Annotated in this window: 29 protein-coding genes and 1 pseudogene; all 30 read right to left on the minus strand. The window is 38.4% G+C overall.

Features of this window, described 5'->3' with window-relative positions:
- Positions 1-156 precede the first annotated feature (156 nt).
- The 30 genes and pseudogenes from DW694_RS13315 to DW694_RS13450 all read right to left on the minus strand — a co-directional run bounded on the left by DW694_RS13315 (position 157) and on the right by DW694_RS13450 (position 24,433).
- Positions 157-873 (minus strand): hypothetical protein, encoded by a 717-nt coding sequence (locus DW694_RS13315; protein ID WP_015541258.1) that lies wholly within the window; start codon positions 871-873, stop codon positions 157-159.
- A 61-nt stretch (positions 874-934) separates the two neighbouring features.
- Entirely contained in the window at positions 935-1,741 is an 807-nt protein-coding gene (locus tag DW694_RS13320) for a hypothetical protein (RefSeq protein ID WP_118753154.1), read from the minus strand.
- Positions 1,738-2,043, minus strand: coding sequence for a helix-turn-helix transcriptional regulator (locus DW694_RS13325; RefSeq protein ID WP_227222461.1), 306 nt, complete (start codon positions 2,041-2,043; stop codon positions 1,738-1,740). Before DW694_RS13325 ends, DW694_RS13320 begins: the two co-directional genes overlap by 4 nt.
- On the minus strand, positions 2,021-2,215 hold the full coding sequence (locus tag DW694_RS16980) for a hypothetical protein (protein WP_005426607.1): 195 nt from the start codon (positions 2,213-2,215) through the stop codon (positions 2,021-2,023). The genes DW694_RS13325 and DW694_RS16980 overlap by 23 nt, the downstream gene beginning before the upstream one ends.
- A 59-nt stretch (positions 2,216-2,274) precedes the next feature.
- The gene (locus DW694_RS13330) at positions 2,275-2,562 is read right to left on the minus strand and encodes a DUF6809 family protein (protein ID WP_015541255.1); all 288 of its coding nucleotides are present in this window, start codon (positions 2,560-2,562) and stop codon (positions 2,275-2,277) included.
- Complete coding sequence (locus DW694_RS13335) at positions 2,528-2,914, minus strand: DUF6050 family protein (RefSeq protein ID WP_118753155.1); 387 nt, start codon at positions 2,912-2,914, stop codon at positions 2,528-2,530. The genes DW694_RS13330 and DW694_RS13335 overlap by 35 nt, the downstream gene beginning before the upstream one ends.
- Complete coding sequence (locus DW694_RS13340; RefSeq protein WP_286187109.1) at positions 2,911-3,975, minus strand: DUF6017 domain-containing protein; 1,065 nt, start codon at positions 3,973-3,975, stop codon at positions 2,911-2,913. Before DW694_RS13340 ends, DW694_RS13335 begins: the two co-directional genes overlap by 4 nt.
- A gap of 22 nt (positions 3,976-3,997) precedes the next feature.
- Complete coding sequence (locus tag DW694_RS13345) at positions 3,998-4,885, minus strand: ParB/RepB/Spo0J family partition protein (RefSeq protein ID WP_059085507.1); 888 nt, start codon at positions 4,883-4,885, stop codon at positions 3,998-4,000.
- The gene (locus tag DW694_RS13350) at positions 4,878-5,654 is read right to left on the minus strand and encodes an AAA family ATPase (RefSeq protein ID WP_005426615.1); all 777 of its coding nucleotides are present in this window, start codon (positions 5,652-5,654) and stop codon (positions 4,878-4,880) included. The genes DW694_RS13345 and DW694_RS13350 overlap by 8 nt, the downstream gene beginning before the upstream one ends.
- A 23-nt stretch (positions 5,655-5,677) precedes the next feature.
- A complete protein-coding gene (locus DW694_RS16985) occupies positions 5,678-5,854 on the minus strand; it encodes a hypothetical protein (protein ID WP_005426617.1) in 177 nt (58 codons plus the stop codon).
- On the minus strand, positions 5,854-6,312 hold the full coding sequence (locus DW694_RS13355) for a DUF6075 family protein (protein WP_015541251.1): 459 nt from the start codon (positions 6,310-6,312) through the stop codon (positions 5,854-5,856). The genes DW694_RS16985 and DW694_RS13355 overlap by 1 nt, the downstream gene beginning before the upstream one ends.
- Before the next feature lie 389 nt (positions 6,313-6,701).
- On the minus strand, positions 6,702-8,561 hold the full coding sequence (locus tag DW694_RS13360) for an AAA family ATPase (RefSeq protein ID WP_118753157.1): 1,860 nt from the start codon (positions 8,559-8,561) through the stop codon (positions 6,702-6,704).
- Positions 8,562-8,723: 162 nt separating this feature from the next.
- Positions 8,724-8,975 carry a tyrosine-type recombinase/integrase gene (locus DW694_RS13365; protein WP_330605112.1) on the minus strand — a complete coding sequence of 84 codons (252 nt, stop codon included), beginning with the start codon at positions 8,973-8,975 and terminating at the stop codon, positions 8,724-8,726.
- Between the two features lie 113 nt (positions 8,976-9,088).
- On the minus strand, positions 9,089-10,666 hold the full coding sequence (locus tag DW694_RS13370) for a recombinase family protein (protein ID WP_118753158.1): 1,578 nt from the start codon (positions 10,664-10,666) through the stop codon (positions 9,089-9,091).
- Positions 10,663-11,715 carry a recombinase family protein gene (locus tag DW694_RS17290; protein WP_244092777.1) on the minus strand — a complete coding sequence of 351 codons (1,053 nt, stop codon included), beginning with the start codon at positions 11,713-11,715 and terminating at the stop codon, positions 10,663-10,665. Before DW694_RS17290 ends, DW694_RS13370 begins: the two co-directional genes overlap by 4 nt.
- A gap of 41 nt (positions 11,716-11,756) precedes the next feature.
- Positions 11,757-12,353: a recombinase family protein gene (locus DW694_RS17295; RefSeq protein ID WP_244092778.1), complete on the minus strand. Its 597-nt coding sequence runs from the start codon at positions 12,351-12,353 to the stop codon at positions 11,757-11,759.
- A gap of 1 nt (position 12,354) precedes the next feature.
- Positions 12,355-14,046: a recombinase family protein gene (locus DW694_RS13380; protein WP_118753159.1), complete on the minus strand. Its 1,692-nt coding sequence runs from the start codon at positions 14,044-14,046 to the stop codon at positions 12,355-12,357.
- 107 nt (positions 14,047-14,153) lie between these two features.
- The gene (locus DW694_RS13385) at positions 14,154-14,402 is read right to left on the minus strand and encodes a DUF6870 family protein (protein WP_118753160.1); all 249 of its coding nucleotides are present in this window, start codon (positions 14,400-14,402) and stop codon (positions 14,154-14,156) included.
- Entirely contained in the window at positions 14,383-14,694 is a 312-nt protein-coding gene (locus tag DW694_RS13390) for a type II toxin-antitoxin system PemK/MazF family toxin (RefSeq protein WP_330605124.1), read from the minus strand. The genes DW694_RS13385 and DW694_RS13390 overlap by 20 nt, the downstream gene beginning before the upstream one ends.
- A 579-nt stretch (positions 14,695-15,273) precedes the next feature.
- Positions 15,274-15,786 (minus strand): sigma-70 family RNA polymerase sigma factor, encoded by a 513-nt coding sequence (locus tag DW694_RS13395; protein WP_118753161.1) that lies wholly within the window; start codon positions 15,784-15,786, stop codon positions 15,274-15,276.
- A gap of 363 nt (positions 15,787-16,149) precedes the next feature.
- Positions 16,150-16,569, minus strand: coding sequence for a hypothetical protein (locus tag DW694_RS13400; RefSeq protein ID WP_250789582.1), 420 nt, complete (start codon positions 16,567-16,569; stop codon positions 16,150-16,152).
- 251 nt (positions 16,570-16,820) lie between these two features.
- Positions 16,821-17,606: pseudogene (istB, locus tag DW694_RS17300) on the minus strand (IS21-like element helper ATPase IstB).
- The gene (locus DW694_RS13415; protein WP_118753165.1) at positions 17,603-19,183 is read right to left on the minus strand and encodes a DDE-type integrase/transposase/recombinase; all 1,581 of its coding nucleotides are present in this window, start codon (positions 19,181-19,183) and stop codon (positions 17,603-17,605) included. Before DW694_RS13415 ends, istB begins: the two are co-directional and overlap by 4 nt.
- Before the next feature lie 104 nt (positions 19,184-19,287).
- Positions 19,288-19,524: a sporulation initiation factor Spo0A C-terminal domain-containing protein gene (locus tag DW694_RS13420; protein WP_244092779.1), complete on the minus strand. Its 237-nt coding sequence runs from the start codon at positions 19,522-19,524 to the stop codon at positions 19,288-19,290.
- A gap of 143 nt (positions 19,525-19,667) precedes the next feature.
- Positions 19,668-19,982: a helix-turn-helix transcriptional regulator gene (locus tag DW694_RS13425; RefSeq protein ID WP_002584939.1), complete on the minus strand. Its 315-nt coding sequence runs from the start codon at positions 19,980-19,982 to the stop codon at positions 19,668-19,670.
- 155 nt (positions 19,983-20,137) lie between these two features.
- Positions 20,138-21,082, minus strand: a complete 945-nt coding sequence (locus DW694_RS13430; RefSeq protein ID WP_118753166.1) for a hypothetical protein — start codon at positions 21,080-21,082, stop codon at positions 20,138-20,140.
- 6 nt (positions 21,083-21,088) lie between these two features.
- The gene (locus tag DW694_RS13435; protein ID WP_147420731.1) at positions 21,089-22,159 is read right to left on the minus strand and encodes a HEPN domain-containing protein; all 1,071 of its coding nucleotides are present in this window, start codon (positions 22,157-22,159) and stop codon (positions 21,089-21,091) included.
- Positions 22,160-22,191: 32 nt separating this feature from the next.
- Positions 22,192-22,881, minus strand: coding sequence for a hypothetical protein (locus DW694_RS13440; RefSeq protein ID WP_118753168.1), 690 nt, complete (start codon positions 22,879-22,881; stop codon positions 22,192-22,194).
- A gap of 509 nt (positions 22,882-23,390) precedes the next feature.
- Complete coding sequence (locus DW694_RS13445) at positions 23,391-23,963, minus strand: hypothetical protein (protein ID WP_118753169.1); 573 nt, start codon at positions 23,961-23,963, stop codon at positions 23,391-23,393.
- 254 nt (positions 23,964-24,217) lie between these two features.
- Positions 24,218-24,433, minus strand: a complete 216-nt coding sequence (locus DW694_RS13450; RefSeq protein WP_118753170.1) for a hypothetical protein — start codon at positions 24,431-24,433, stop codon at positions 24,218-24,220.
- Positions 24,434-24,445: the final 12 nt, after the last annotated feature.

Below are 24,445 nucleotides of genomic sequence, written 5' to 3' on the forward strand. Positions count from 1 at the left end.
CAAATTATGGTGGAACTAACAGATGGGGGAGATATATTTTCATCGGAATTTGGCTCCTTTCCACTTCCCGACAAATTGTCGAGAAGTATTCTTTAAAATATAAAAAGCCGGCTGATTCCAATTTCTAATAAAATAGACCAACCGGCTACAAATTCTCTATTTTGTTTTTTCATTAATAAGCTGTTTTTTTATGAATACCAGCATTGAAATGAACTCAACTAACAACTCATATGCACTATGTATATCATCCGTTCCATATTCAACAATCCCATTATGCAGAATATTATTTCTAAACGGAATTCTTTTATCAATTTCCTTTGTATAAGCGTCAGTATTTGCAAACACTACATATGTAATTCCCATAACGTAAAGTTTTCCCACACTCTCAGAAGACATTCCCTCATTTTCATCTATAGACATTCGTTTTACTATTTGTTTCACTTTTGAATAAGGCTGTTTCGTGTAATTTAAAGTATTATATATTAACGGTTCTATATGTGATAACAATATTACTAATTTTTCACGTTCACTTATGGACGGATTGCTTATAATACTTTTTATATAACAATGTAATTTATTTTCTTGCTCATAATACTCCATAAGTTCTTCTTCCGCATCTTCTTTATCAATAAGCCCATAACTGTCTACCAACCACCAGACATCTTCATAATTCAAATCATAATTACTTAGTTTTTGAACGTTTGCAAAAAGTTGCGTATTCTTAACATCATCTGGTATATTTTTTAAAAATTCTGTCAAACTTCCAAATAAAGTATCTGGTATATTTTGTGAGAAACGACTTATTTTTTTTGAAAACTCAAGTAACACATCACCCAATTTATCTGTATCTATAAAATGATCTTCTTTATTCATCAGACCCTCCCTCTACTTATTTGTTCAATTTTTTTTATTATAACCAATCATACTTATTCTGTCATTTATTTCTTAAACTCAGTAATAAATATACAGTACTGAATTGCACATACAACTTTCCTTCTTCCCAATCCATCTGATCCATCAGTAAACACTGAAATAATACATCTACATCCTGCAATTTATAAATCCGATTGCACGTTTCTGACAAACCTTTTAATTCCAGAACCTCTTGCATTGCGTTTCGCCTGTGCATAAGGCATTGCAGATATAATGCTTCCAGATGTTTCTGACTGAAAATAAGTGCTGTGATATCCTGTTCATTAACAGTACATTTACGTTTTTCTAACTCTTCCTGGGAAATATCCAGAAAACACCGGATATTTTCGACATATACATCACCATCAAATGTTGGATGCTTTTTCTTAATCCATTGTTTCGCCGCTACCTCCATATTCTTTCTGTCTCGATCAGATCTGGCACTACGGAAATTCAGCCTTTTGCCCATTTCTGCATAGATATTACTTTTCACCTGCCGATCTGCCAAAGCTGCGTATTCTTCATTGCGAAAAAAATAATCTAAAAGTTGGTTCATCTTAGCCTGACTATCTACCAAATGATAACATTCTTCGGAAAACCCCAAACCCGCAAATGCAACTGGCGCACTTCCTTTTTTGATTTCTTTTTCAATCACTCTCAAAATGTCTCTCTTTGATTCCATTTCTTGCTTTCCTTTCTCTTCTTCAATTTTCTGATTCTGTTCACAGATCATCAATAAGTTTTCATCTGCTCTTTTCGCTGTCAGTGTTAATGAATAACAAACTAAAACCAGAAACAGTGATATCAATACACTTCCTACACCAATCATAAAAACTTTTCCCCCTCCAATACATGAAGCAATCCGTCCCACTTAAAAAACGGACTGATTTTTTTCAGCATAGCAATCAAGTCCGCTTCATTTTCTATTTCAATATCCAAAAATTCTATTACACTAATTTCAAGTCCATCCGCAATTTTCTTTAATTGTTCTACTTTCGGCTTTCGTATGCCTATTTCATACTTCCGAATTGTATTCACATTAATTCCTGTTCGTTCTGCAAGCAGCTCCTGCGATAGCCCTCTCTGTTTCCGAAAATAACGAATCTTTTCATTTATCTCCATGTCTTTCATCTGTTGAACTTCTCGACAATTTGTCGGGAAGTTGTTCCCTTTCCCAGTTTTCTTTTCCTTCATATCCATACATAGATATTTCCTCATCCAACAGCCTTGCAACCATAAAGCAACAAGACAGCAAAAACAAAAGCACTATTCCTGCCATAATAATAATTATCAAATCAATCACATCTCATTCTCCTATGTAAGCGGTACAGAAAAAGCAGCCTTGACAGACTGCTTTTTCAATCACCATATTCTATTTTTGTTCTCATGTAAAAAGGCTTCCGAAATTGTGCGAATCCCAAACGCTAATCCATCTATGTAAGCGTCTCTCTGTTCTGTTTGTTTAAGATTTAAAGTATATTCCTTGTAATCCTCAAACATTGCCTGCAGATCCGGACTCATTAGACTTATCATTTCCTTTTCTAATGTTTCACACAGTTCCTTTGTCTCTTCATAACTTTTACTTTGTGTTTCACATTGATTCATTGGATAAATGCTATAATACAATTTTTCCAGTTGCTTTTCGCTCATTTTTGATCACCATTTCTTTCAGTCTTTTTATGATCCATACAATTCCAGAAATGCCGTTTTTTAGTAAAATTCCTGCTACAGCTAATAATCTCCAGGCAAGAACCCCTATTCCAATCAAACTTCCTACCATCAGTTTAAGTACCAACAAACCAAGCATTTCCCCTGTCCCCACATTTCTTGGAACAACCAGCAAAAACATTTTCTGGATTCCGAAAGGTATTCCCACAAAAAGCAATAATTTTCTCCAGTCTAATATTTCACCATTCATGCACATAGGGTGAACAATTAAGCAGATAATCATAGCTATTGCACCAGGAATTATCAATTTTGTTATAATTTCTTTTCCTCTCATATGTCACCTCCGTACATATCATGATTTACTTTTGCCTGGTAATAATTGCCTATTGTCGTTATTGAATTCATAAGACAGGTAAGCAAGTACGCTTTTATGTTCTTTACTTCCCTGGTATTCTCATGCAGACAGTCAAGTACATACTCTATGTGGCTTTCTTCCAGCAACAATAATCTGCTTTTTACGAACTGATATGGGTATTTCACTCCACTGATCGTAATATTCTCCCGTTCTATGCTGATTGTTTCCACAATTAGTGCCACAATTTCATCCAACTGTTGCTGTTCCCCCAGTCTGCATCGTTGTACAAGACAGTCATATTCAATATTTCTTTTTACAAGTGCAGTGTTCATCTGGAATAACTCCATCTCTTCCATCAAATCCATTGACTGCTGTTCGGAAGAATCTGAAAGATTGATAAGATCAGTATTACTAATATCAGTATAATTATAATTAGTATTATTAGGGTCGGTTTTTCCGACTTCTGTAGTTCTGATTTTTCGACCACGATAAGTCGTATTTTCCGACCTCTTGAAGTCGGTTTTTCCGACCCCTTGAAGTCGATTTTTCCGACCACGATAAGTCGATTTTTCCGACTCCGATAAGTCGACTTCTTCGACCTCTCGATTTTGTTGAATACTCTCTTCGGATTCATCATTGTTTTTAACATCTTTTGATGTCCTTAAAATAAAGTTCTTTACATAAATAATATCCGGTTTACCAAATCCTTGTTTGACTCTTTCAATTAATCCGATTCCCTTTTTGGTATCCAGTTCTGCAAGCGTTTTCATTGCTTTATCTCTTCCACAATTCATATACTGAATAACCTGTTCAACAGTAAAAATAATATAAACCTTACCCTCTTCATCAAACCACTGATGTCTGATAGATAAAGCCATTCTGTCCAGCATCAGCCCATAAAGAACCTTTGCATCGCTGGACAGATTACGGAAATATTCATCTGTGAATAATACTTTGGGAATACGGTAAAAAGCAAACTGTTCCGATTCATAATCGTGAAAATAACCAAACTCTATTTTTGTGCTTTCGGATTTTGCCATTTTGCTTTCCCTCCTTCCCTCGTTATTGGCTTTTCTTCCAGTTATCAAGCAGTTCATAGATAACCTGTTCAATCTGTTCTCTGTTATATTCCTTCGGAAAATACTTTCGTATTTTCTTTTCAGTTAAAGTAACTTTTCCTGTCTCTGTTTTCTTTTCATTCAGAATAAGCTGTACCGCTAATTCTGTCAGATTACCTTCATCGCTGTATTGCTTCAGTTTTGTTGCCATTGAACCTGTAACAGAGCTTGCTCCAGACACTATGCAGTCTTTCACCCAAATCTGCTCCGTTTCTGATAAATAGGTTAATGAAACACCTACTGTAAAATTAATCTTTCCTTCATCCAACAATTTCAGCAATTCCGGAATAAGACAGGTCAAGCGTATGTAACGCTGAACGGTTCTTCCACTGTCACCGGCAGCCTGTCCAACCAGATCTGCACTGTCAACAGAAGCTGCGTTTTCGTCTTTTATGCCCTGATGTTTTACTGCATCCATCTTCATCTTATAAGCATATGCCTTTTCGCTTGGAAGCAAATTTTCTCTCTGTATATTAGAATCCACCATAACGATTACGGCTTCATCATCGGTATAGTTCCGTATGAGTACTGGCATTTTACTTTTTCCAGCCAGTTCGCAACCACGTTTTCTCCTGTGACCAGCAATCAGTTCATATCCTCCCTCTGCGCGAGGACGTACCAATGCAGGATTTAAGATGCCATAATTCTTGATACTTTCTACTGTTTCAGCCATTTTTTCATCATCATTTACATGAAATGGATGATTTCTAAAAGGATGTAACTCATTTAATGGCACTTCAACAATCTGATTAAGAGTATTCTGTTCGGCTTCATTGATTCCAAGCAATTCATCATAAGAAGTAAGCTGAATTTCTTTCTTAGGTTTACGCATGATTCAGCACCTCCTGGACAAGTGCTTGATAACTGTACGCACCTTTTCCTTTTGCATCGTAAGAAAAAATACTGACACCTTCTGATGCAGTTTCGGCAAGAGCTTCTGTTCTTGGAATTGTCTGATCAAAAATTATAATCTCTGCTCCATAAGCATCTCGTACTGCCTGCTTATTTCTCTTTGAATTATTATAATGACTGCTGTCCATTGTAAACAGAATCCCTTCAATCTGTAAATCAGGATTAAATCTCTGATGAATGCCTTTCACAACTTTCAATAATTCCATGAGGCCATCTGCCGCATAGTATTGAGGCTGCACCGGAATCAAAACGCTATCAGCTGCACTTAACGCATTAATTGTCATCATTCCCAACGAGGGCATACAATCAATCAGGATATAGTCATAATCATTTTCCAAAAGTTCCAGATATTCTTTTAAGACTTTTTCTCTGTCCTCTACCGTAAATAATGACATGTCCATTCCCGAAAGAAGTTTATTAGATGGAATTACATCTATTCCTTCCTCATGGTGTAAAATTGCTTCCCTGGGATCAAATTCTAATCCCATAATGATATTTTCCATCATTGTTTTCAATGTTACCCTTAAGTTCTTTGGAAAACCAAGTCCCATTGTCAAATGTCCCTGTGGATCAGCATCTATCAGCATTACACGTTTTCCAACCTTAGACAGTCCTACTCCAAGATTAATAGTGGTTGTAGTCTTTGCTACTCCACCTTTTTGATTTGCGATTGCGATTATTTTGCACATGATATAATTCTCCTGTTTTTCTACTATTTTTTATTTACATTACTTTTTTCAATTTCAGCATAAGCTCTATAATATTTGCTCGTCCCTTTATTGGAATAAAGTTCCGATAATTCCATAACTTCAATTTTAGGATGACGCTGCAGGATTTTCTGAAACCATGCAATATCATTTTTTGTTCCCATCAGTCTCACTTTCAGCATTAATCTATTCCTCCAAGCATGGCATGTAACTTTTGATTGTACACTACATATTCCGGATAACGGATCTGTACTGCCTGCCAAAAATATGGTGCATATGCACAGCAGAAGATATCCTCTACTGTATACTGTCTGCACTCGTTTACCTGTTCCTCTGCATCTTCATAATCCCAAACGCTTGGCGTGCTGTTACAGTACAGATTAAATGCCATCCTCACTACTTTTAAGCTACCGCTTGTCTGCCATCCTTCATGTAAACATTTCGTTTTAACAGACCCCGTTTTAAAATTATAAATTCTGTCAGCATTTTTTCTGGTATCTCCATTAATACCCAGACAATAACACAATGCCTTATGGTACACATCCTGATACCGTACTTCTTGTAATTTTTCATAGTAGAATTTTTCATGTGCATCACTGATAAAAATAATGTTTTCTGCTCCTAACGCTGTACTTTTCATTTTGAACCTCCTTGAAATAAAAAAGGACCTTACCAATTGTTCTACCAATTAATAAGGTCATACTATATGTTACTTTTCTAAATTCGTGCTAGGGATTCCTCTTTAGTAAAAACTTAGTAAAACATCCCTACTGGTTCAAAAATATACTGTAAAATCAAGGTTTTTCAGAATTTTGCTAAGGTAGTGCCGTGGCATACAAAGAGTACGCGTATACTCATATTTTCTCCTTTCAAAATGCGCTATCCTGCTGTCATTTGCAGCGATTTGCGCGGTGTAAATTCTTCTTTATGTATCGGTCATTTCTATACAGAAAATGCAAAACTTAGCAAAATATTGCAAGATGTGTACAGTAATCGTAGTAGAAACGTAGTAAAAAGCGGGTGGAGGTACTACTGACTTTCCTCACTTAAATGCGATTGAATTCTTTCATCAATGAGAATATTAACATTGTCTCCGACAAAAGCCTTAAATGGGAATCCATCAACATCTATTATTTCAGATTTTAATGATACTTCTACACCCAGACGCTTGCTATCATTTATTATTCTATAATCAAAAAGAGACTCTGCGCTCCCTTTTGCTTGTTTAATACAAGACAGAAGTTCTTTTTCAGTTGATACTTGTGGTAAAATTCCAAGTATCAATGCTAATTCACTTAATAACTCTTTCTTTACCGCAAAACTTTCATCTACCGTTTTATCAAGTGCAGCAAATTGCAAAGAACGAACAATGTCAGAGAATTGAGCATAGATTTGTTCATTACTTTTTTCTTCCCAATAACTAACTTCATTAGCGGCTGCAGACGGCTTTCCATTAAACGTTGTATTCGGTGAAAAAGCGTAATAACTTTCCACCGCCCCCCGTCGAAGAATAAAACATCCTAAATTTTCTAAAATATCAAACAGTACAGTAATTCTCTTCTTAAGACTTATCCACTCATGTGAATCTGGCCAAGTTGCTAGTTCATCTGCACTAACCGTAAATAACCGTGCAACCAATGCACGACGGATAATTTTATCTTCCTCTGCTTCTGGATCTCGGTTTATCCAATACGGATGTTGGTTAAAAATCGTTACCATATTCTCTTTTTGAGTTCGAATTAACTCATCTGTTTTTGTCTTTATATCCCTAATCATACTTTGAAGATCCCCATTGCCATAATCATTAGCAATGTCAGTTGCTTCAGGTAAACCCGAAAATAAATTAATAATACTATTATCATCTGTAAAGCCATCTAAATCCGTTAAGACACATACTTCTTTACCAATAAGTCTAAACAGTTTTGTAATAATAGGGAACTGTCCTTTTCCTTCAACCGGAATAATTTGTGAACCTGCCACATCTAAATTTAAGTTAAGTCTATTGCAAAGATATCGACATAAAATCATATCGCTGGAACCTTCAATAAGCATTACTTTTTTAGCAAAAAAGCCCTCATTATATATAAGACTCATTCGCAAAAGAAATTCTTTCAATTTTATGCTATTCAATTCCGGTGTATCTGGCGAAATTTGTTTAGGTAATGCATCTTTACTAAAAAACACAAAGTTACACAACTCAGATGCAGTATTTAATTCAAGCATCTCTGCAGAATGGGTTGAAATAATAATAGTTTTATTGTATCTTTTTGCAGCACTTTTCATCTCACGAAGAAGATATGATTGTAATTGCGGATGCAAAGATACTTCTGGCTCATCAATTAATAATACTTCAACCACTTCATCAAATAGGGCAGCCAAAATTGAAATAACATTAACTAATCCACTTGCTTCTGCTGCAACTGAGTATTCTTGCTCACTATCGGTCTTTCCAAAAAACACCTTCATATGTCCAGCATCCCAACGAATAAAAATATTTCTATTAAATAACACCGATAACCTCTCAGATACCTTAATAAAAACATCCTTTCGTTCGTCCATTGCAAAGAAATCTCCACTTGCAGTTTCAATTTGTAAACGAGCACGTTTTGTCGCTTGATCCCCAAGTGTATAATCATCAATGGTATAACTGTATTGATTTGTTTTTGATCTATATTGTTCCATATTTCCAATTCTATTTGATGATAAATATCGAACCTTATCGCCACCTAACTTTCTTTTCATAATATCCCTTATTTTTTTCAATGTTTGAGTCTTTCCGGAAGCATTTGTACCAACCAATATTGTTAATCCCGAATACAGTGTTATTTGAACCTCTTGGTTGCCAAAAATCTTTTCCACGTTAAACTGTAATGTATGAGGATATTCCATAGTAATCACCTTGTCTTTCTCACATAAATTATATAATACTATTTCTTCTTTGATATATTTCTACTCGCGTTGTTCAACGGATTTATTGTACCATATTTATACAAGATTCTCTATACAAAAAACGCCCTGCAACCGCAAAGCGTCTTTCGTTTTCTTCTATAATCATATCGCCTTAAACATCTTCTGCAACACCGTCTTTTCTGCCTGCGTCCGTTCCAATTCCTTTCTGGCATTCTGCAGGTCTTCCAGCCGCTTCAATTCATCCTCTGCATCCTCAAGTCCCAGATGCGTATAGGTGTTAAGCGTAACACCTATATAACTATGTCTCATAAGGTACTGTAGCGTCTTCGGGTTCATTCCCGATTTCGCCATATTGCTGCAATACGTGTGTCGACAAATATGTGGACGTGTCAAGTATGGGACAAAAAAAGTATTTCTTTTTTCTTGCCGGAAAGTACCTGACCATTCCTATCAGGTACCCCAGCACTTTTATTATGTTCCACAAAATCGCTCTTGTCTAGAACATTTTATCTCTGCCCCAAAAATACATCATCAAAATTCCATTCAATTTCGATTTCCTCCTGGCTATGCACCTGGATAACCTTGATGATCTCCCGTAATTTCTCTGTATCGAATTTCTCCATGTTCAGAAATTCTTCCAGTTTCATTTCCTTCGCAGTATTGTCCTGCTCAAGCATCTTTGCATCACGTTCAGACTCTGCTATCTTTCGTCTGATTTCTTCCAGCTGTCTGCCTATCTTTTCCGCTTTCTGCTTGTACAATTCCCGGTCAATACGGTCATCTTTGTACTCATCATAAAGTTTCATTTTTTCAGAAGACAACTGGCGGCTCTGTTTCAATAATTCTGCAACATTCGTCTCCATATCTTTGCTCTGGTTCTTTGATTCAACAATCTTCCGGTTTTCCAGCATGGAAGATGCAAACTGATGAACAAGCTCCAGGATATGCTTTTCCATTGGCTCACGTCTGACCACCAAACTTCGACAGACATGATCACCGCTGGTACGCCCATCCGAACATTTCAGTAGATGCTCCGTTTCTCTTACCAGACAATGACCACAGTGTGCACACAGCATCAGTGCTGGCTGTTTCTTGTGTCTTGCCAGCGTATAATTGGTTCTTGTTTCTGCAACACCCCTGGATTTTTTCGGATGCAGTCTGTTCGCTTTTTCAAACAGTTCCCTGTCAACAATCGGATCATGGTGGTTTTCCAGTCTGATCCAGTCAGACTCGTCATTAAGAACCGCTTTATGACCGGTGTGCATACTGCAGCGTGTTTTACCCCATATCCGGGTTCCAATATAAATCTCATCCCGGATGATTGCAGATACTGTGGTTGGATTCCAGCGTTTTTTCATGATGGTATCAAACCGTCGGGACTGAACCTGCTCTCCTCTTGACATTTTCTGCTCATCACAGGTGGCAATTTCCTGTTTGTTCAGTTCCCTTGTGATCTCTGCAAAGCTCATACCTTCTGCAGCCATCTGGAAGATCATCTTCACCACTTTAGCCGAATCCGGATCAATTTCCAACCTTCCATCTTTGCCCTTTCTATAACCATATCTGGCATTTACCGGAAGCCTTGTACCGTTTTTCATTCTGGTCTGCATTGCGGATGAGATTTTTTTCGACAAATCCAGGCTATACATGTTATAAACCAGATTCTTGAAAGCCACATTCATACCGCCGGTCATCCCAGAGCTGGCTTCACTGTCATAACTGTCATTAATGGAAATAAACCGAATCTGAAGAAGCGGGAAAATATATTCAATATAAAATCCCACTTCCAGATAGTCCCTGCCAAACCTGGAAAAATCTTTCACAACTACACAGCCTATCTGTCCGCTTTTCATATCCTCCTGCAGCTGTTGAAAACCATTGCGTTTGAAATGGGTGCCGCTGACACCGTCATCCACATATTCCAGGATATCTGCCCCATCCACGCCAAGCTGATCGATCACAAACGATTTCAACAGGATCCTCTGAGAAGTCACACTGTCACTTTCCAGTTTGGTTCTGCCATCCACATTCCCATCTTCCATAGATAAACGGATATAGACAGCTGTTTTCCTATTTTCTGTCATCTTGACTGTGCCTCCTTCTCTTTCATTATCTTTTGCAATTCAGCGAACTGGTCATCATATACCAGTTTGATCTCATAATCATACTTACCATGGATAATAATGGAATCCACAAAGGCTTCCACCATTTCTTTTGTCAGCTTCCGCTTAGACATATAAGTATGTATCACTTTCCCCCATCCTTCTTCGATATGATAATCTTTGGAATACCGTACCTGCGCCGTCAATACTGCATCCAGACGTCTCTTGATGTTTTCTATTTTATTGGAATAGATACGGGAAAACTGCATGTACTCTTCTTCTGTAATCAGGCGTTCCGAATAATCCTCATATAAATCAGATTTACGCTTACTGATCCGGCTCAGTTCCCGCCGAAGTTTCCCTACTTCCTTGTCCAAAAGCAAATATTGCGTCTGGTTTCTGGAAGCGGAGTTCATTTCCCGGATCATTTTTTCTGTATCCAATACGTTTTTCATATGTGACTGGATCAGACGAAGGACATCTTCATCCATGTATTCTTTTTTGACCCTGTGCCCCTTGCACTGGTTTCCTCCTGATTTATGGTTTGCATTGGCACCGCAGATATAATAAAATGTCCCGGACTTTTCCCTGGACAGGATCATGCGGTTGCCACATCCTCCACACCTGATCTTGCCGATATAAAAATTCTGGCTCCGGATGGCTCCATTATTCAGCTGATGCCTCTTTTTATATTCTTCCGTAAATTCCCTGATTTTTTCCTGCACCTGGCGGAACAGCTTTTTATCTATAATCCCTTCGTGGGTATTCTCTGCATAGATCCACTCACTCTCTGGTCGGTTTCTCTGCTTATTTCCCTGAAAAACGCTCTGCTGATATTTTCCATATACGGAATCGCCGGTACAATGTACATCCTGAAGCACACGTTTTACTTCATAATTATTCCACGGTTTGGACTCTGAGGACGGTTTTTCCCCGGATCTGTAGTACTCCCTTTGCAAAGTTGGGGACAAGACACCATCTGCATTCAGTTTTTTTGCAATATCACTGTAGCTGCAGCCATCCATATACATAGAAAAAATTGCCCGTAAATGTCCGGCAGCTTCCTCATCAACTACCAGCTGGTGCTTGTCCTGTTCTGATTTCCTATATCCATAGGGTTCCCAGGCACCGGTAAATTTTCCTTCTCTTCATAGGTTTTTTTTGCACTGCTGCTCTTTTTTGCAAGGTCTTTAGAATAGAACTCATTGATAATATTCTTTAAGGGAACAGTCAGATCTACTCCCTCACGGAAAGAATCAAAATCATCCGTCACTGCCAGGAACCGTACATGAAAGAACGGGAATACACGCTCAATATAATTGCTTGTTTCTACATAATTCCTGCCAAGCCTGGACAAATCCTTTACAATCACGCAGTTGATTTTCCCATGCTTGATATCTTCCATCATCTGCGTAAATCCAGGACGATCGAAATTTGTACCGGAATAATCAGAATCCTTATAAACTTCTGCAACCGAAATATCCTCTGTATCAGCCACATAGTTTTTCATCAGTTCCACCTGGGTTTCTATCGTCCCCCTCTCTATCGTTTCCTCTGTTTCCGTAGAAATCCTTGCATATAACCCTGCCCGGAACGGTCTTTTGATCTCTTCCTGGACGGCTGCACTGCTGACCGTTTCAGGAATGCTTTTCCTGCTTTTTCGTGCCATTTTATACAACCTCCTTTATCTTGACCTGCAGATTGTTATCCAGATCTGTTGCAGCCTCCACTCCCATAGCCGGAAGCTGTGTCAGCAATGCCTGATAACAGTCATCAAAGTCAAAGACGATCTCAATATTCTTTTTGTCATGGACTCTGATTTCCCGAATCAATTCCACAATTACCGTCCTGGTCAGCACTTCAATATCCTGATATTTCACAAAATAATCCAGCCATGTGTTAGAAGCGTCTGCTTTTTCCAGCATGTTATCCATTTCTTTCTGGATTGCCCGGATACTCTCTTCTGCATTCCTTAGCCTTTTTCCATATGCTGCATGAAATTCTACATAATCTTCTTTTGATACGATGCCCTCTTTCATATCGGAATAAAGCATCATGCGGAGTTCCTTACAGCGTTCTGTCTCCATTTTTTTCTTTTCCAGCCTGTCCTGGAGTTTTTTCACATTGATTTCCTGAAATGGTACAGTCCCGATAAACTCCAACACCCTTTTCAAATGCAGGATGTTCTGGATATGCTGTTTCAGTATTACCAATACCACGTTTTCCAGATCTTTTTCCGGGATCCTGTGACTGGAGCAGCGTTTCGTTTCTTTATTTGTGGAACATAAATAATAGACATATTTCTTTCCACCCACTGTTGAGACCTTTCTCGTCATCGGTGCCCCGCAATCCGCACATACAGCAATGCCGGACAGCAGATACACCTGCTTCTGGTCAGGAGAAGTACGGGTATCCATCCCCAAAAGCCGCTGGACGATCTCAAAATCCCTTTCACTTACCAGCGGTTCGTGGTTCTTTTCAATACGGATCCAATCATCTTCCGGCTTTACGTAGGACTGCTTCACTTTATGGTTCGGTGTCGTACGTTTCCCCTGCACAAGGTTTCCAATATAAACCTCATTTTCCAGTATTCTGCGTACGGTAACAGAACTCCAAAGAGCCTGCTCTTTCTGTCGGAACCCGGTTTCATAATGACTCCCGCTGCTAATCTTATATTCAAATGGGGAAAGCACACCCAGTTCATTCAGGCGGTTGGCAATCGCATCCTGGCTCATTCCCTGCAGTTTCATCTTAAAGATGTCCTGCACTACACTGCCTGCAACCGGATCAATCTCCAGCCTATGCTTGTCTGCCTTTGCTTTCTTATACCCGAATGCCACAAAAGGTGTGACACATTCGCCTTTTTTCCTCTTAATCTCAAGGTTACTTCTTATCTTAATGGAAATGTCACGGCAATAAGTATCGTTGATTAATTTTTTGAATGGGATAATAATGTCATCAGCCTGATTCTTTCCCTGAAGGCTGTCATAATTGTCATTTATGGCAATAAAGCGCACACCAAGAGCCGGGAATAAACGTTCAATGTACTTCCCGAAATCAATGTATTCCCGCCCAAACCGAGATAAACCTTTCACCACTACGCAATCAACAATCCCACGCCTGATATCTTCCAGCATAGCCTGGAATGCAGGGCGCTCAAAATTAGAGCCTGTGTAGCCATCGTCAACCCGGACGGAAACAACTTCTATATCTTTTTTGTCTTTCAGGAAATCCAGAATCAGAGCCTTCTGGTTAGAAATGCTGTTACTTTCCAATTTTGCAGAACTGGAAAGATCGCCATCTTCTTTGGATAATCTGACATAGATGGCGGCACGATAGATTTTATTGAAATTCTGATACATATCTTACCTCCTCTTATTACGTCAAAAAACCCATGTAATAAAAGGGGCCGCATAATTTGTCCTTACAGACATTTTAGCACAGCCACCCCAAACTTTCCAGTACTTTTTCAGACACTCAGAAGCATATTTTCAAATGCCTGCTCCAAAGATATCCCGTTATTGGCAAACCTTACTTTGACCTTCATATTGCCGATCCGGACCAGATACGGATTTCCTACCTTATTCAGATATGATTCCCGCCGTTCCTTCAGGCTTTTATTCCTGTCTGCTTTTACAGTCAGTAAATCTGTCATTTCATCAATATTTACATCACTAAAATCCTGTTCCAGATACTTTCTATATTCTTCTGCTGTCATAATCCCCCTCCTCATAAACTCCTGTCTGAATCTCCACTGCTCTGGTAATCCTCCGCATTGCATCAGAGCTGACATGACCACATTTTTGGATGATACTCTGAACATCAATGCTTGTGATCTGTTCCGCCAGTACCAGCCCATGCCGTTTCAAGCCAACCATTTCATAACGGTTAATAAACACATGGGTCGGAAGATAACGTTTTTTGTACACCCTTGAAGTAAACGGCACTACCGTTACCACCGGGCTGTATGTATTCGCTTTATTATTGCTGACAACCACTACCGGACGGATTCCACTCTGAAGGGAAGTACCCGGAACCTATCCCAAATTAACCATAAGGATATCGCCTCTTTCAATTTTCATTTATTCGTTCCTCCCATCCTGAAATTTAATCGTAAAGCATCCATTATTAGCTCCACAGGAATACGGCAGAGACATTCAAAATGAACGCTCTGCCGCATAACCTCTATAGCCAATTTTCGATTATTAAACAGTGCTCGCTCGATTCTATTTATCCTCGATACCCCGAATCGTTTATCCTGCTGACGCAGGCAGGGAATAATAACCTATCTGACTGCATTCGCCAGATCACAACCCATATGCTCACGCACACAGGCTCCGACAGTTCATAGGTTTGCCGGTTACAGACTTTTCACGGTCCGCAAGTGTATCGCACCCTATACAGATCATCGTATCATCAACCTGCCAGTTGATTTTCGGTCAGTGCTTATTCGCTCGTCCGATCTTCATCAGAGTCATGGCGGCAGTTTCCTTGTGCTTCCTGCATAAGATGTCACGTCAGTTATTACTGGGTATTCAGTTTCCAATGTGCTTTTGAGGAGTCCTTAAAACTCTCTCTAATTACTAAATTCAACCGACTTGCCCGGATGCAAAAAAATCTGCTGATTTTTCAAAAATATTTTCCTGATACATTCTCCGCATCTTGTGTAAAATTGTTTTCAGCTTGTACGCCAGAACCTGCCGGGACACTCCCATAATCCCTGCCAGCTGTACCTGCGTTTTATTCTCAAAATAAATACTGTAAATAATCATCCGTTCTTCTGCATCCAGCTGATTAATCACCTTATGGATATCTCGTCTCTCCACACTGCTGATCACGCTGTCTTCGACATCACAGCTATAGTCCGGGAAATCCTCGATAGAGAATTCATAATCCTGTCCATTCGTCTCGCTGTAAGGGATTTCCCGCAGTTTCCATTCAACACTCTCACCTTTTTCATTTTTAATTTCGACCTTCCTTGGCTGGCTGCTTCGGTAAAAATTATTCATGGCATAAGCCACTTCCTTTGTGATTTCAATCATCTTTCCATCTACATTTGCGTAGTATTTCCCGTCGTATTTATATGGATGTTCAATATACATATCCGTCCTCCTGAATTTGAAATTTGTTTGCCAGTTTCAAATTCAGAAGGCGGTCCTCTGATCTGGTTCATGCCTACTCCACCAACTACTGCCAGGTAAAACCTGCAGGTATTGGCTGAAAAATTCAGGCACGAAAAAAAGCCCCAGTAGTCTTTTTTAACTACTGAGGCTTCCGTCTCTCAAATATAATTCAGTTTTCTATGCCTTCTTTCATCAGCATAACCATTGTATCAGAACAATGTTCAGAAAGTGTCCGTTTACAGGGCTTAATAGTTCATTATTCTCATTGGTTTGTACACATTTTCCAGGGAAATGTTCACTTACTCTTTTTCCCTAACAGCTCATCCATTTTTATCTGAAAATCTAAGGATTTTTCATCAGCTCTCCATCCACATACATCTGGAACTTTTCTGGATCATGGACAATATCATAGTCCATTCCCCATTCAACAGGCTTATATTCCACCACCATTACCGGTTCCTGTCCTTCTATCTCATCTTCCCAGAGATATACTCTAAGATTCAGGCTGGTGGCATACCCATAATCTGTAGAGAATCTAACAGACTGAAAAGAATTATCCTTGCATTTTTTGACAAGGAGTTTTGCAAAATCCTCTTTATCTTCAATCTGTTTTCTGTTTGCAACAACAGTAAGTGTTTCATCTTGATTTATTTTCATACTGCTAATGACATCCGGCTCTCCCTCTTTATGCTTCTGCGCACAGCCCGAAACAAGGGCTGCTGCCAATAACAGACATAATAACGTATGCTTTTCCCTCTTCACTTTGATGATCACCTCCAGTCTGCTGTCAAAATACTTACTGCATAGTTAATTACTTCCTCCGGTGTTGGTCGGTTCCCTTGTAAATGTCAAGCAAATTTTTACATCGTAAGGTAATGAGTTTTTTCTTCGTACGATAAGCAGTTTTTTACACTGTTCGGTAAGAAGATTTTTACATTGTATGGTAAGGAGTATTTTACTCCCTATGGTAAAGAGATTTTTACACCTCTTCCTGCCTAGATAAGGTAGTCCCTTTAGCTGAACATATCAGGATGTTTCAGCCTGAAGGACTCTCCTCTGAAAGAATAGCAGTTCGCATGGTGAAGAATCCTGTCCAGCAGGGCCGTGGTCAGAACTGAATCACCCATCATCTCAGCCCAGTCCATGATCTCTTTGTTGGTAGTAAAGATAATGGATGATGTTTCATAGGTATCACTGATGAAAGTGAAGAAACGGTTTGCCTGACTTCTGGTGATAGGTGTGTATCCGATCTCATCAATGATGATAAGCTGTGCCTTCTTCAGGTTTTTTAGCCGGAATCCAGCAGAACGTTCTGTTTCTGCAGTATCCAGTATCTTTACCAGATTGACCATCTTCTCAAAGCAGACGGTATAACCATTGTTGACCGCATGCAGCCCAAGTCCTGCCGCAACCATTGTTTTACCAAGGCCAGGCGGGCCTGCCAAAACGATGTTTCCGCCATTGTCCAGCTAGGATAATCCTTTCAGTTTATCCAGCTGTGCCTGTGTAATCCCGGAATCAAGTTCTTCAGGATCGAATTCCTCCAGCGGCCTGATGTTTGGAGGAAAATGTGCTGCAGAGTAGTTCCTTTTCCTGCGGCGTTCATTCCTTCCGACTACTTCTGTTTCAAGTACAGCAAGTAGGAATTCCCTGCAGGAAGAACTTTCCAGATCTGCTGTTTCCAGCAGGTCCGGTAATGCTTTGGCTAAATGTTTCAAAGTAAAAGTTTGAAGTAATGATATCAGTCTTTCAACAGGAATACGTCCGGTATCCATGCTTTTCATGATCTGTCTGTTCATACGGCAGCCTCCTGCCCGGAACGGTTCACACGTTCCTGAAAGGCTTTTCCGTATACGGAAAGATCCTTGTATTCCACACGGTCAGATGAAACCACAACTCTGGCCCCGTCAGAATCCGCAAGACTTCTTCCTGCTTTGACGTATTCATACACGACTTTAAACTGTGAGAACTGATATCTGTAGTTGTCGCAACAGCGTTTCATTACATCTGCAACGAGCGCTCTGTCCGGATTCTCTGAATCCAGGAACTGTTCGATTGCTCCAAGCTGTTTGCTGATATGGCGTGGATTTTCCTTCTTCACACCGTTGATGAAATGCTGGAAATCATAACAGTTCCATTTATCACAAAGCCGTTCCATGATCTCAATCCAGTCTCCTGAATCACCTTTACGGTGTTCCGGAAGCTGATTAAAGCTACCTCTGCGTTCACTCAAAAGATGCGTACAGAGGAAACGTAGATCTTCATCATAAATATGTATCTTTCCTGCCGTGATCTTATATTTGACTACACTGTACGCATAACTGCGCGGGACAGAGTAGCGGCAGGATCTGAAAAGAACATAGGGTGTTCCTTTGCATTCATAAGCAATAAAACTATTTGGCGATGTTTCATAAACAGACGGAAGTACAGAACGCAGGGAATCTTTTTCGATATCCCTGAAGACTGCCATCGGGATCCTTAAAGTCGCCCGATGGATACGTTTATTTTTCCGTTCAAGCCATCCCGGCAGGGAACGCCAGACATCATCGATACAGGTGATTGTTCTGGCACTGAAAAAGTTTTTCTTCACAAAACCAACCGAGTTTTCTATAGGTCCCTTACTTTCAGGATCTGCTTTATTACATACCCAGAGCTTCAAATCCTGTTCCGTACAGAAATCCCCAAAGATTCTGGTCTTGATAACTTCACCATAAGTTTCACTGGCTACAAATACAGCATCCTGATCAATGACCAGGACAGCCGGTCTGCCTCCAAGCTTACAGAAACTGCGGTAGATCGCCTGGCAGGCTTTTGTGGCATTATACTTATGGTCCTGGGCATAAACACACAGGATCCTGCTGTAACGCAGGAGAAGGCAGATAAAGTGAATGGAACCTCGTCTGGAGAGTGTGACCTCCCCAAAATCAATTAGCATCTGTTCTCCCGGAGGAGTATCAAACACATGATCATAGATCCTGCGATGCTGGTCACTGGGATCGATCTGTCCGCTTTCTTCCAGATGATGGACATAATTACGCAGGGTCTGCTCATTTTCCGGAAGGCAGTCAAACGATCCGTTTTCAATGAATTTCTCCTCGAGGAGATCATAAACAGAGGATATGCAGAAATCTTTTCTGCTGTTCGCTTCCAGAATGGAAATGATGGCTTCCTTAAAAGGCGAAACATCAAATGCCTTGTCTTTAATAAGCTTTTTTCCCGGATCCTCCGGGATGACATCCATGTCATAGTACTTGGATATCGTAGGGCGGCTTGGGGGTTTCAGACCCTGTTCCTTGTAATAGGTCAGGATCTCCGTTTTCGTATAGCCGCGAAGTTTTAAGTCTTGAATTTCCTGCATCTGTGTTTTTCGCAGCATAGTGATCTCCTTTCGGTATATTTACTGAATTCAGTATACCGTGGAAATCGGCTGTGTTCTCCTTTGATTTACTCACCACATGTAGGAAAAATGTTAAAAAGTGCTTACCGCGGCAAGAAAAAACTGCTTACCGTGGAGTGAAAAAACTCCTTACCATGTGGTGGCAAAATCATCTTACCGCACACATTCCCTTTTATTTTAACCTTGCGCCATTCCGCCTGTACCTTTGGATCCGGGTTATCATATCCGGCATCAATTGCTCTCTGGATTTTCGCATATACCTCTTCTGGAGTGGTATGGAATTTTTCAGCGACCTTCTCAAAAATAGTATTTCTGTTCATTTTATATCCCCTCTTTTTGAATTAGTATTAGTTCTTTAGAACTACTATAGCACAGATAAAAACAAAACAGAATCCCTATTCGTTTGACAAATTGTGACAAAAACCACAAAAAAAGAAGGGCTTTCCGCCCCTCCTAATAAATATTATTCTGTTAATGCCCTGACCGCTTTGATAATTTTCTTCTGCTCTTCTTTTGGAAGTTTCCCGATCATTTCTGATAATTCATTCGTCACACCAGTTACAGAATGTGCCACAACATCTATCAGAAGTGAATCTGCAGAAACTTCCAGAGCGTTGGCTATCGCAACAAACGTATCCAGTTTTGCGGCTTTCAATCCCCGCTCAATCACACTTACATGTGTCGGACTCAGTTCCACCATGGCAGCCAAATCTTCCTGTGTCAGACCTTTTGCTTCCCTTGCCATCTTAATTCTCTGTCCTACAGCTTTCAGATCCATCGCAGCACCTCCTTTAGAACTATTTTTCGGTCTAAAGTTAGTATAACTACCGCCTGTTCCGATATACAGAAGCTGTAAAACAAGTTATCGTTCTATAGAACTATTTTTATTATTTATATCACTAAATTATTCATAATTAGCGGTATTTTTCATTATCATTCTTTTATTTCAAACAACCCTCTATCGTCAGCCGGATACACTATTCCTGAAATAGTAGACGTTTGATTATTGGGATCGAGATGCACTTGTTTCCTATGTGCCATAAAATAAACGTGTTCTTTTTCTAACTGTATTTTATATAGCCATCCCGCTCCCCAAAATGAAGAATAATTATTCTTATGTGAGAAAGTCACTTCATGCAGTGGCGAACTATATAATCCATCGGCATTAAGTAGTTCTTCTTTCTGTATTTCATTTGTCATTCCCCAAAAGCCATAAAAAATGCCTTTTTTAACTGCTTCCATAATTAAATACATTTTTTCATAGAGTAGTTTTTCTTCCTCTGATACATCTTCCGTTTCTGATATTATTTCTAGTGCTTTTTCTGAAAAGGGAAGTAACTTTTCTTTTTCCCTCATTAATAAATACTTCTGAGTTGCGGAACTATTGAGTAAATTTTGATGTTTTTTATAGAATACAGCAATTGTCTTTACCAATAATGTTCTTTCGACTGATATTTGAACATCTGAAATAGCATTTTTCACTTTATATGTCCAGCTTTCAGGTATAACTTTTTCATACTCTCCACCTGAAATAATAACTGCTACAAGTTGTTCAAATATACTTCCAAACTTAACTGCCGTTAATGCAAATGATTTTATTTCATCATCGGAAGATATTAACTCAGCAGTTGGCAGAAAAAAATCTCTATGTTCTATTGAATCATCTGTAAGAACATTAACAAATGTTTTATATGCCATATTCCAAGAATAAAAATAGAATTGAGATGTTTTCTTTTCAGCAAATTGTTCATATTGGCCAAATGCTTCATTATCTTTATATTTTTCTTCGATACCCATTTCTAATTGAAATAATTCTCTACCTTCTTCTGTTTTTCGAAGAAGTTTTCCCAATCTAATCGAATAATCTAGCACATTCATTCTTTTCTACTCCTTTTCTAATTCATTCATAAGTTTGTACATTAAAATCCGAGATGTAACACCACAAAGTTTTTTTATCTGTAATGTCGAAATACTAGACATATTTAATCCATGAATTAATTCATTTCTTATTTTTCTGGCTTTATTCAGGAGATCTTTTTCATCTGAAGATACCGGTATATCAAGTCTTCTAATAAGAAGATCTAATTTTGTACCAAAGCTTACCTCTGTCAACTTACTCTGTACCATTTTTTGGATACTTTCATTAATTGCAACTATATTATCTTCCGAAAAGCCATCAATTTCCTTAATTTCTATTTTTTCAATTATGCTATTAGTAAGAACTCTTCTTTCTGGTTTCGTAAAACAACCTCTACCAGCTTTATCAGCATATTCATCAAAAATATTTTTTCCTTTTTCACCATTTACAATGAATTCGAGTGCCATAGAACAATAAATCACTCTATCATAAACATCATCGGTGTTCCATGCTTGTACAATCCATTTTAATGCATACTGTAATCTAAGAATCTTTTTGTTTTCCGTCTGCAGCTTACAGAAAAAGCTTTCAATCCAATCATAATCAAACAAATACTCTGCATTATCATCCAGTTTGATTGATGCCGGGATCTTCATATTTTCATCTGCAAGAGTTATTGACTCCCCTAAAATGCAGTTCTCAATATAAAACACCGAACCGAGACTAATACGTGGATAATGACTCCTTATATCCCAAACATTATAATCGAACTGTCCAGTTCCAAACCAATCAGTATACATATCATTTTTTAACATGAATGATAAGAACTCTGTCGCTAAAATTAATAATTTTTTCCCTGAAGAGAACGCATTATATAAAGAATCGGATTTTATATTTACCCAGGCAACTGTAACACATTCTTCTGATAAATCAGTTAGATATTGTTTAAATTTTTCCGATACATTAATCCCATTTCCAATCCTAACATTTCCAATAACACAATCTTCTATGTCTATTTCTATATTTTTTAATAAACCTACGACTATATAATTATGTATATGTTTTTCATCTGAATTAGGAAATACTACTCCATTCACATTGCTATCCGCATGGTTTACAATAAAATCCATCATTGAAAATGGATTGCAAATATTCTCAAATAGAGTATTTTTTTGCATTGAGTGGACTGCATAATTTCTATTGGATATGGATGAATATATAACAAGTACTCTGCATCACATTTCTCGATTCTAACAATATTTCCCCTATATTTTAAATCATATTCCGGTAAATCAACCGATAGCTCCACATCACAATATAACGATTGTGTAGACAATCCACGTTGCATCTCTTCTTCCGAAACACAAACCAATAATGAATCTCCCTCTTTATTACACAAAAAACTAAACCAAGTAATTTTATAATCTTCATCATTCAGTGATACTATTGACGTAACCCATTTTACGTTTCTTTGTTTAATTATTTTCTCAATAGCAACTTTGTTTTCGGTTCTATGACTATTGGCTTTGTAATTCAGAATACCTGCAGAATCGGTCTTAACCAATCTTTCCTTATGCATATTTAGATTTTCATGATACAACGTACTTTGTTCAGATGACAACAGCATAATTTCATTTGTTTCAATATCCACACTACAAACAATATTCTTACCATTTTTAGCGATAAACCTCAAAATTGTATATATAATCTCAGCGGTTCCCCAAATCATGATTTCCTCTAATTGATAATCCTGATTATTAATAACAGCTCTACTCCCAAGCTTAAAGACATCATGTATTGTTTTTATCTTTTTATCCAATTATTTAGCCCTCCATCTGTTGTTTTTTCAGTGTTTCTAACATTGCCAAGGATTTATCAGATCTATATATTCGCAATAACATTATTATATATCTCAACAATCTCAGTCACCACAAGAAACATAGCGTTTGTGCATTTGTGCCTTTGTATCATTTACATCTTTCCCATTTTAATTGATTGAGCAGTAAATACATCTTTGCTTTGCCCTTTCTATTAGCTCAATTTCTTATAGAAAAGCATATCACAAATCCACTGATTAAACTAGTTTGTTCCTGTACATTATATATACATTTATCCTTAAGTCTGTCTATAATCATCACTATTCAATTCATACCTAAAGCTGAACTTCTCTCTCCTGCAAGTTTCCGATACTTCTGCAGATAACGAATTAAAGTAAACTATTCATCGTACTTTTTTCTCTGTATACCAAATCCTGTTATCTTCTCTCTGCTCTTGGATAATATCATCTGCAATCTTTACCATTGAATCTTCGTATTTCATCCCAATCACCTACTCTTCTTCCACACCCAAGGAGGGTTTGAATCTTTTGTTTTTTGCCTGCGGCACTACGATCTCGTAAAAGTAGAACCCAAGATACCGCAATGCCTGTTTCTTCATTTTATAAAACGAAGTCCTTCCAATGCCAAGTTCCTGCTGGACTTCCACATCTGTTTTATTGTAATGGCTACAAAAACAGGAATGAATAATCTCACTGAGCATCACTCCGTCCGGCACATAGTACTTTACCAGTGTAATCCCCCGGTAAACCATATCCGACAATCCATATATGACCATCAGATTGTTCATTTCATGCCTCAGTTTCGTTACATTCAGCTGCTTCCCGTAAATATCAAGATAGCTCAACGCATATGCCATATCCTCATTGATCTTCTCCTGGCACTCCATTTCCAGTTCTTTCAGTACCATCTTATTTTCCAAAATCAATTTTTGGTAATTCACCATCAATGCCTTTATGTCTTCATAATGCCTGTCCATGCTTACTTCCAGATAATCCTGTGCATGGGTTGCCATCTGGAACGTAATCTCTTTCATTGATTTAATTGCATAATCTCTGTCTGTCATAAATCTTTATTTCTCCTTATCAACAATCACACTAACTGGTAGGTCTTGCAGACCAGTTCGCCTTCCCCATGATTTTGATGGAAAGCAATCTAAATTACTCTTTGCAGAATCCATATTCCAAATGGTATTTGTGGGGAACACCAGCTGATCAGAATACGGATCCTTATGTAAAACCAACGGGATATAAAGGGAAAGTGACTATCTCCGCCGGTTAATATTCTTCTTATTAATTATGAAATCTTCCTTTCCATGAACTATTTGTCCACTTCAAAAAACAAATGGCTTTCCTTTCCCTGTACCATACAGGTGTACATCGTACCAACACCGCCTGCTTTTCTGCTGGCACATCGTTCAATCTTAAGCACCTTATCAATCTTGTATTTTCTGCCGTCTTCCCAAACAAATAAGATTGGAATCAGGCAGCCTTCCTTACTGAACTCTGCTACCACATCAACATATACCTTATTCATACCGCCACCTCC

Origin of the sequence: Ruminococcus sp. AM26-12LB (assembly GCF_003480785.1) — a bacterium.
In the GTDB taxonomy this organism is placed as follows: domain Bacteria; phylum Bacillota; class Clostridia; order Lachnospirales; family Lachnospiraceae; genus Blautia_A; species Blautia_A fusiformis.

Excerpts from the sequence above, each read along its gene's own strand:
- DW694_RS13315 (WP_015541258.1), bottom strand. The coding sequence starts at position 873 with ATGAATAAAGAAGATCATTTTATAGATACAGATAAATTGGGTGATGTG.
- DW694_RS13320 (WP_118753154.1), bottom strand. The coding sequence starts at position 1,741 with ATGATTGGTGTAGGAAGTGTATTGATATCACTGTTTCTGGTTTTAGTT.
- DW694_RS13325 (WP_227222461.1), bottom strand. The coding sequence starts at position 2,043 with ATGAAAGACATGGAGATAAATGAAAAGATTCGTTATTTTCGGAAACAG.
- DW694_RS13330 (WP_015541255.1), bottom strand. The coding sequence starts at position 2,562 with ATGAGCGAAAAGCAACTGGAAAAATTGTATTATAGCATTTATCCAATG.
- DW694_RS13335 (WP_118753155.1), bottom strand. The coding sequence starts at position 2,914 with ATGAGAGGAAAAGAAATTATAACAAAATTGATAATTCCTGGTGCAATA.
- DW694_RS13340 (WP_286187109.1), bottom strand. The coding sequence starts at position 3,975 with ATGGCAAAATCCGAAAGCACAAAAATAGAGTTTGGTTATTTTCACGAT.
- DW694_RS13345 (WP_059085507.1), bottom strand. The coding sequence starts at position 4,885 with ATGCGTAAACCTAAGAAAGAAATTCAGCTTACTTCTTATGATGAATTG.
- DW694_RS13350 (WP_005426615.1), bottom strand. The coding sequence starts at position 5,654 with ATGTGCAAAATAATCGCAATCGCAAATCAAAAAGGTGGAGTAGCAAAG.
- DW694_RS16985 (WP_005426617.1), bottom strand. The coding sequence starts at position 5,854 with ATGCTGAAAGTGAGACTGATGGGAACAAAAAATGATATTGCATGGTTT.
- DW694_RS13355 (WP_015541251.1), bottom strand. The coding sequence starts at position 6,312 with ATGAAAAGTACAGCGTTAGGAGCAGAAAACATTATTTTTATCAGTGAT.
- DW694_RS13360 (WP_118753157.1), bottom strand. The coding sequence starts at position 8,561 with ATGGAATATCCTCATACATTACAGTTTAACGTGGAAAAGATTTTTGGC.
- DW694_RS13370 (WP_118753158.1), bottom strand. The coding sequence starts at position 10,666 with ATGACAGAAAATAGGAAAACAGCTGTCTATATCCGTTTATCTATGGAA.
- DW694_RS17290 (WP_244092777.1), bottom strand. The coding sequence starts at position 11,715 with ATGTATATGGATGGCTGCAGCTACAGTGATATTGCAAAAAAACTGAAT.
- DW694_RS17295 (WP_244092778.1), bottom strand. The coding sequence starts at position 12,353 with ATGGCACGAAAAAGCAGGAAAAGCATTCCTGAAACGGTCAGCAGTGCA.
- DW694_RS13380 (WP_118753159.1), bottom strand. The coding sequence starts at position 14,046 with ATGTATCAGAATTTCAATAAAATCTATCGTGCCGCCATCTATGTCAGA.
- DW694_RS13385 (WP_118753160.1), bottom strand. The coding sequence starts at position 14,402 with ATGACAGCAGAAGAATATAGAAAGTATCTGGAACAGGATTTTAGTGAT.
- DW694_RS13395 (WP_118753161.1), bottom strand. The coding sequence starts at position 15,786 with ATGTATATTGAACATCCATATAAATACGACGGGAAATACTACGCAAAT.
- DW694_RS13415 (WP_118753165.1), bottom strand. The coding sequence starts at position 19,183 with ATGCTGCGAAAAACACAGATGCAGGAAATTCAAGACTTAAAACTTCGC.
- DW694_RS13420 (WP_244092779.1), bottom strand. The coding sequence starts at position 19,524 with ATGAACAGAAATACTATTTTTGAGAAGGTCGCTGAAAAATTCCATACC.
- DW694_RS13425 (WP_002584939.1), bottom strand. The coding sequence starts at position 19,982 with ATGGATCTGAAAGCTGTAGGACAGAGAATTAAGATGGCAAGGGAAGCA.
- DW694_RS13430 (WP_118753166.1), bottom strand. The coding sequence starts at position 21,082 with ATGAATGTGCTAGATTATTCGATTAGATTGGGAAAACTTCTTCGAAAA.
- DW694_RS13445 (WP_118753169.1), bottom strand. The coding sequence starts at position 23,963 with ATGACAGACAGAGATTATGCAATTAAATCAATGAAAGAGATTACGTTC.
- DW694_RS13450 (WP_118753170.1), bottom strand. The coding sequence starts at position 24,433 with ATGAATAAGGTATATGTTGATGTGGTAGCAGAGTTCAGTAAGGAAGGC.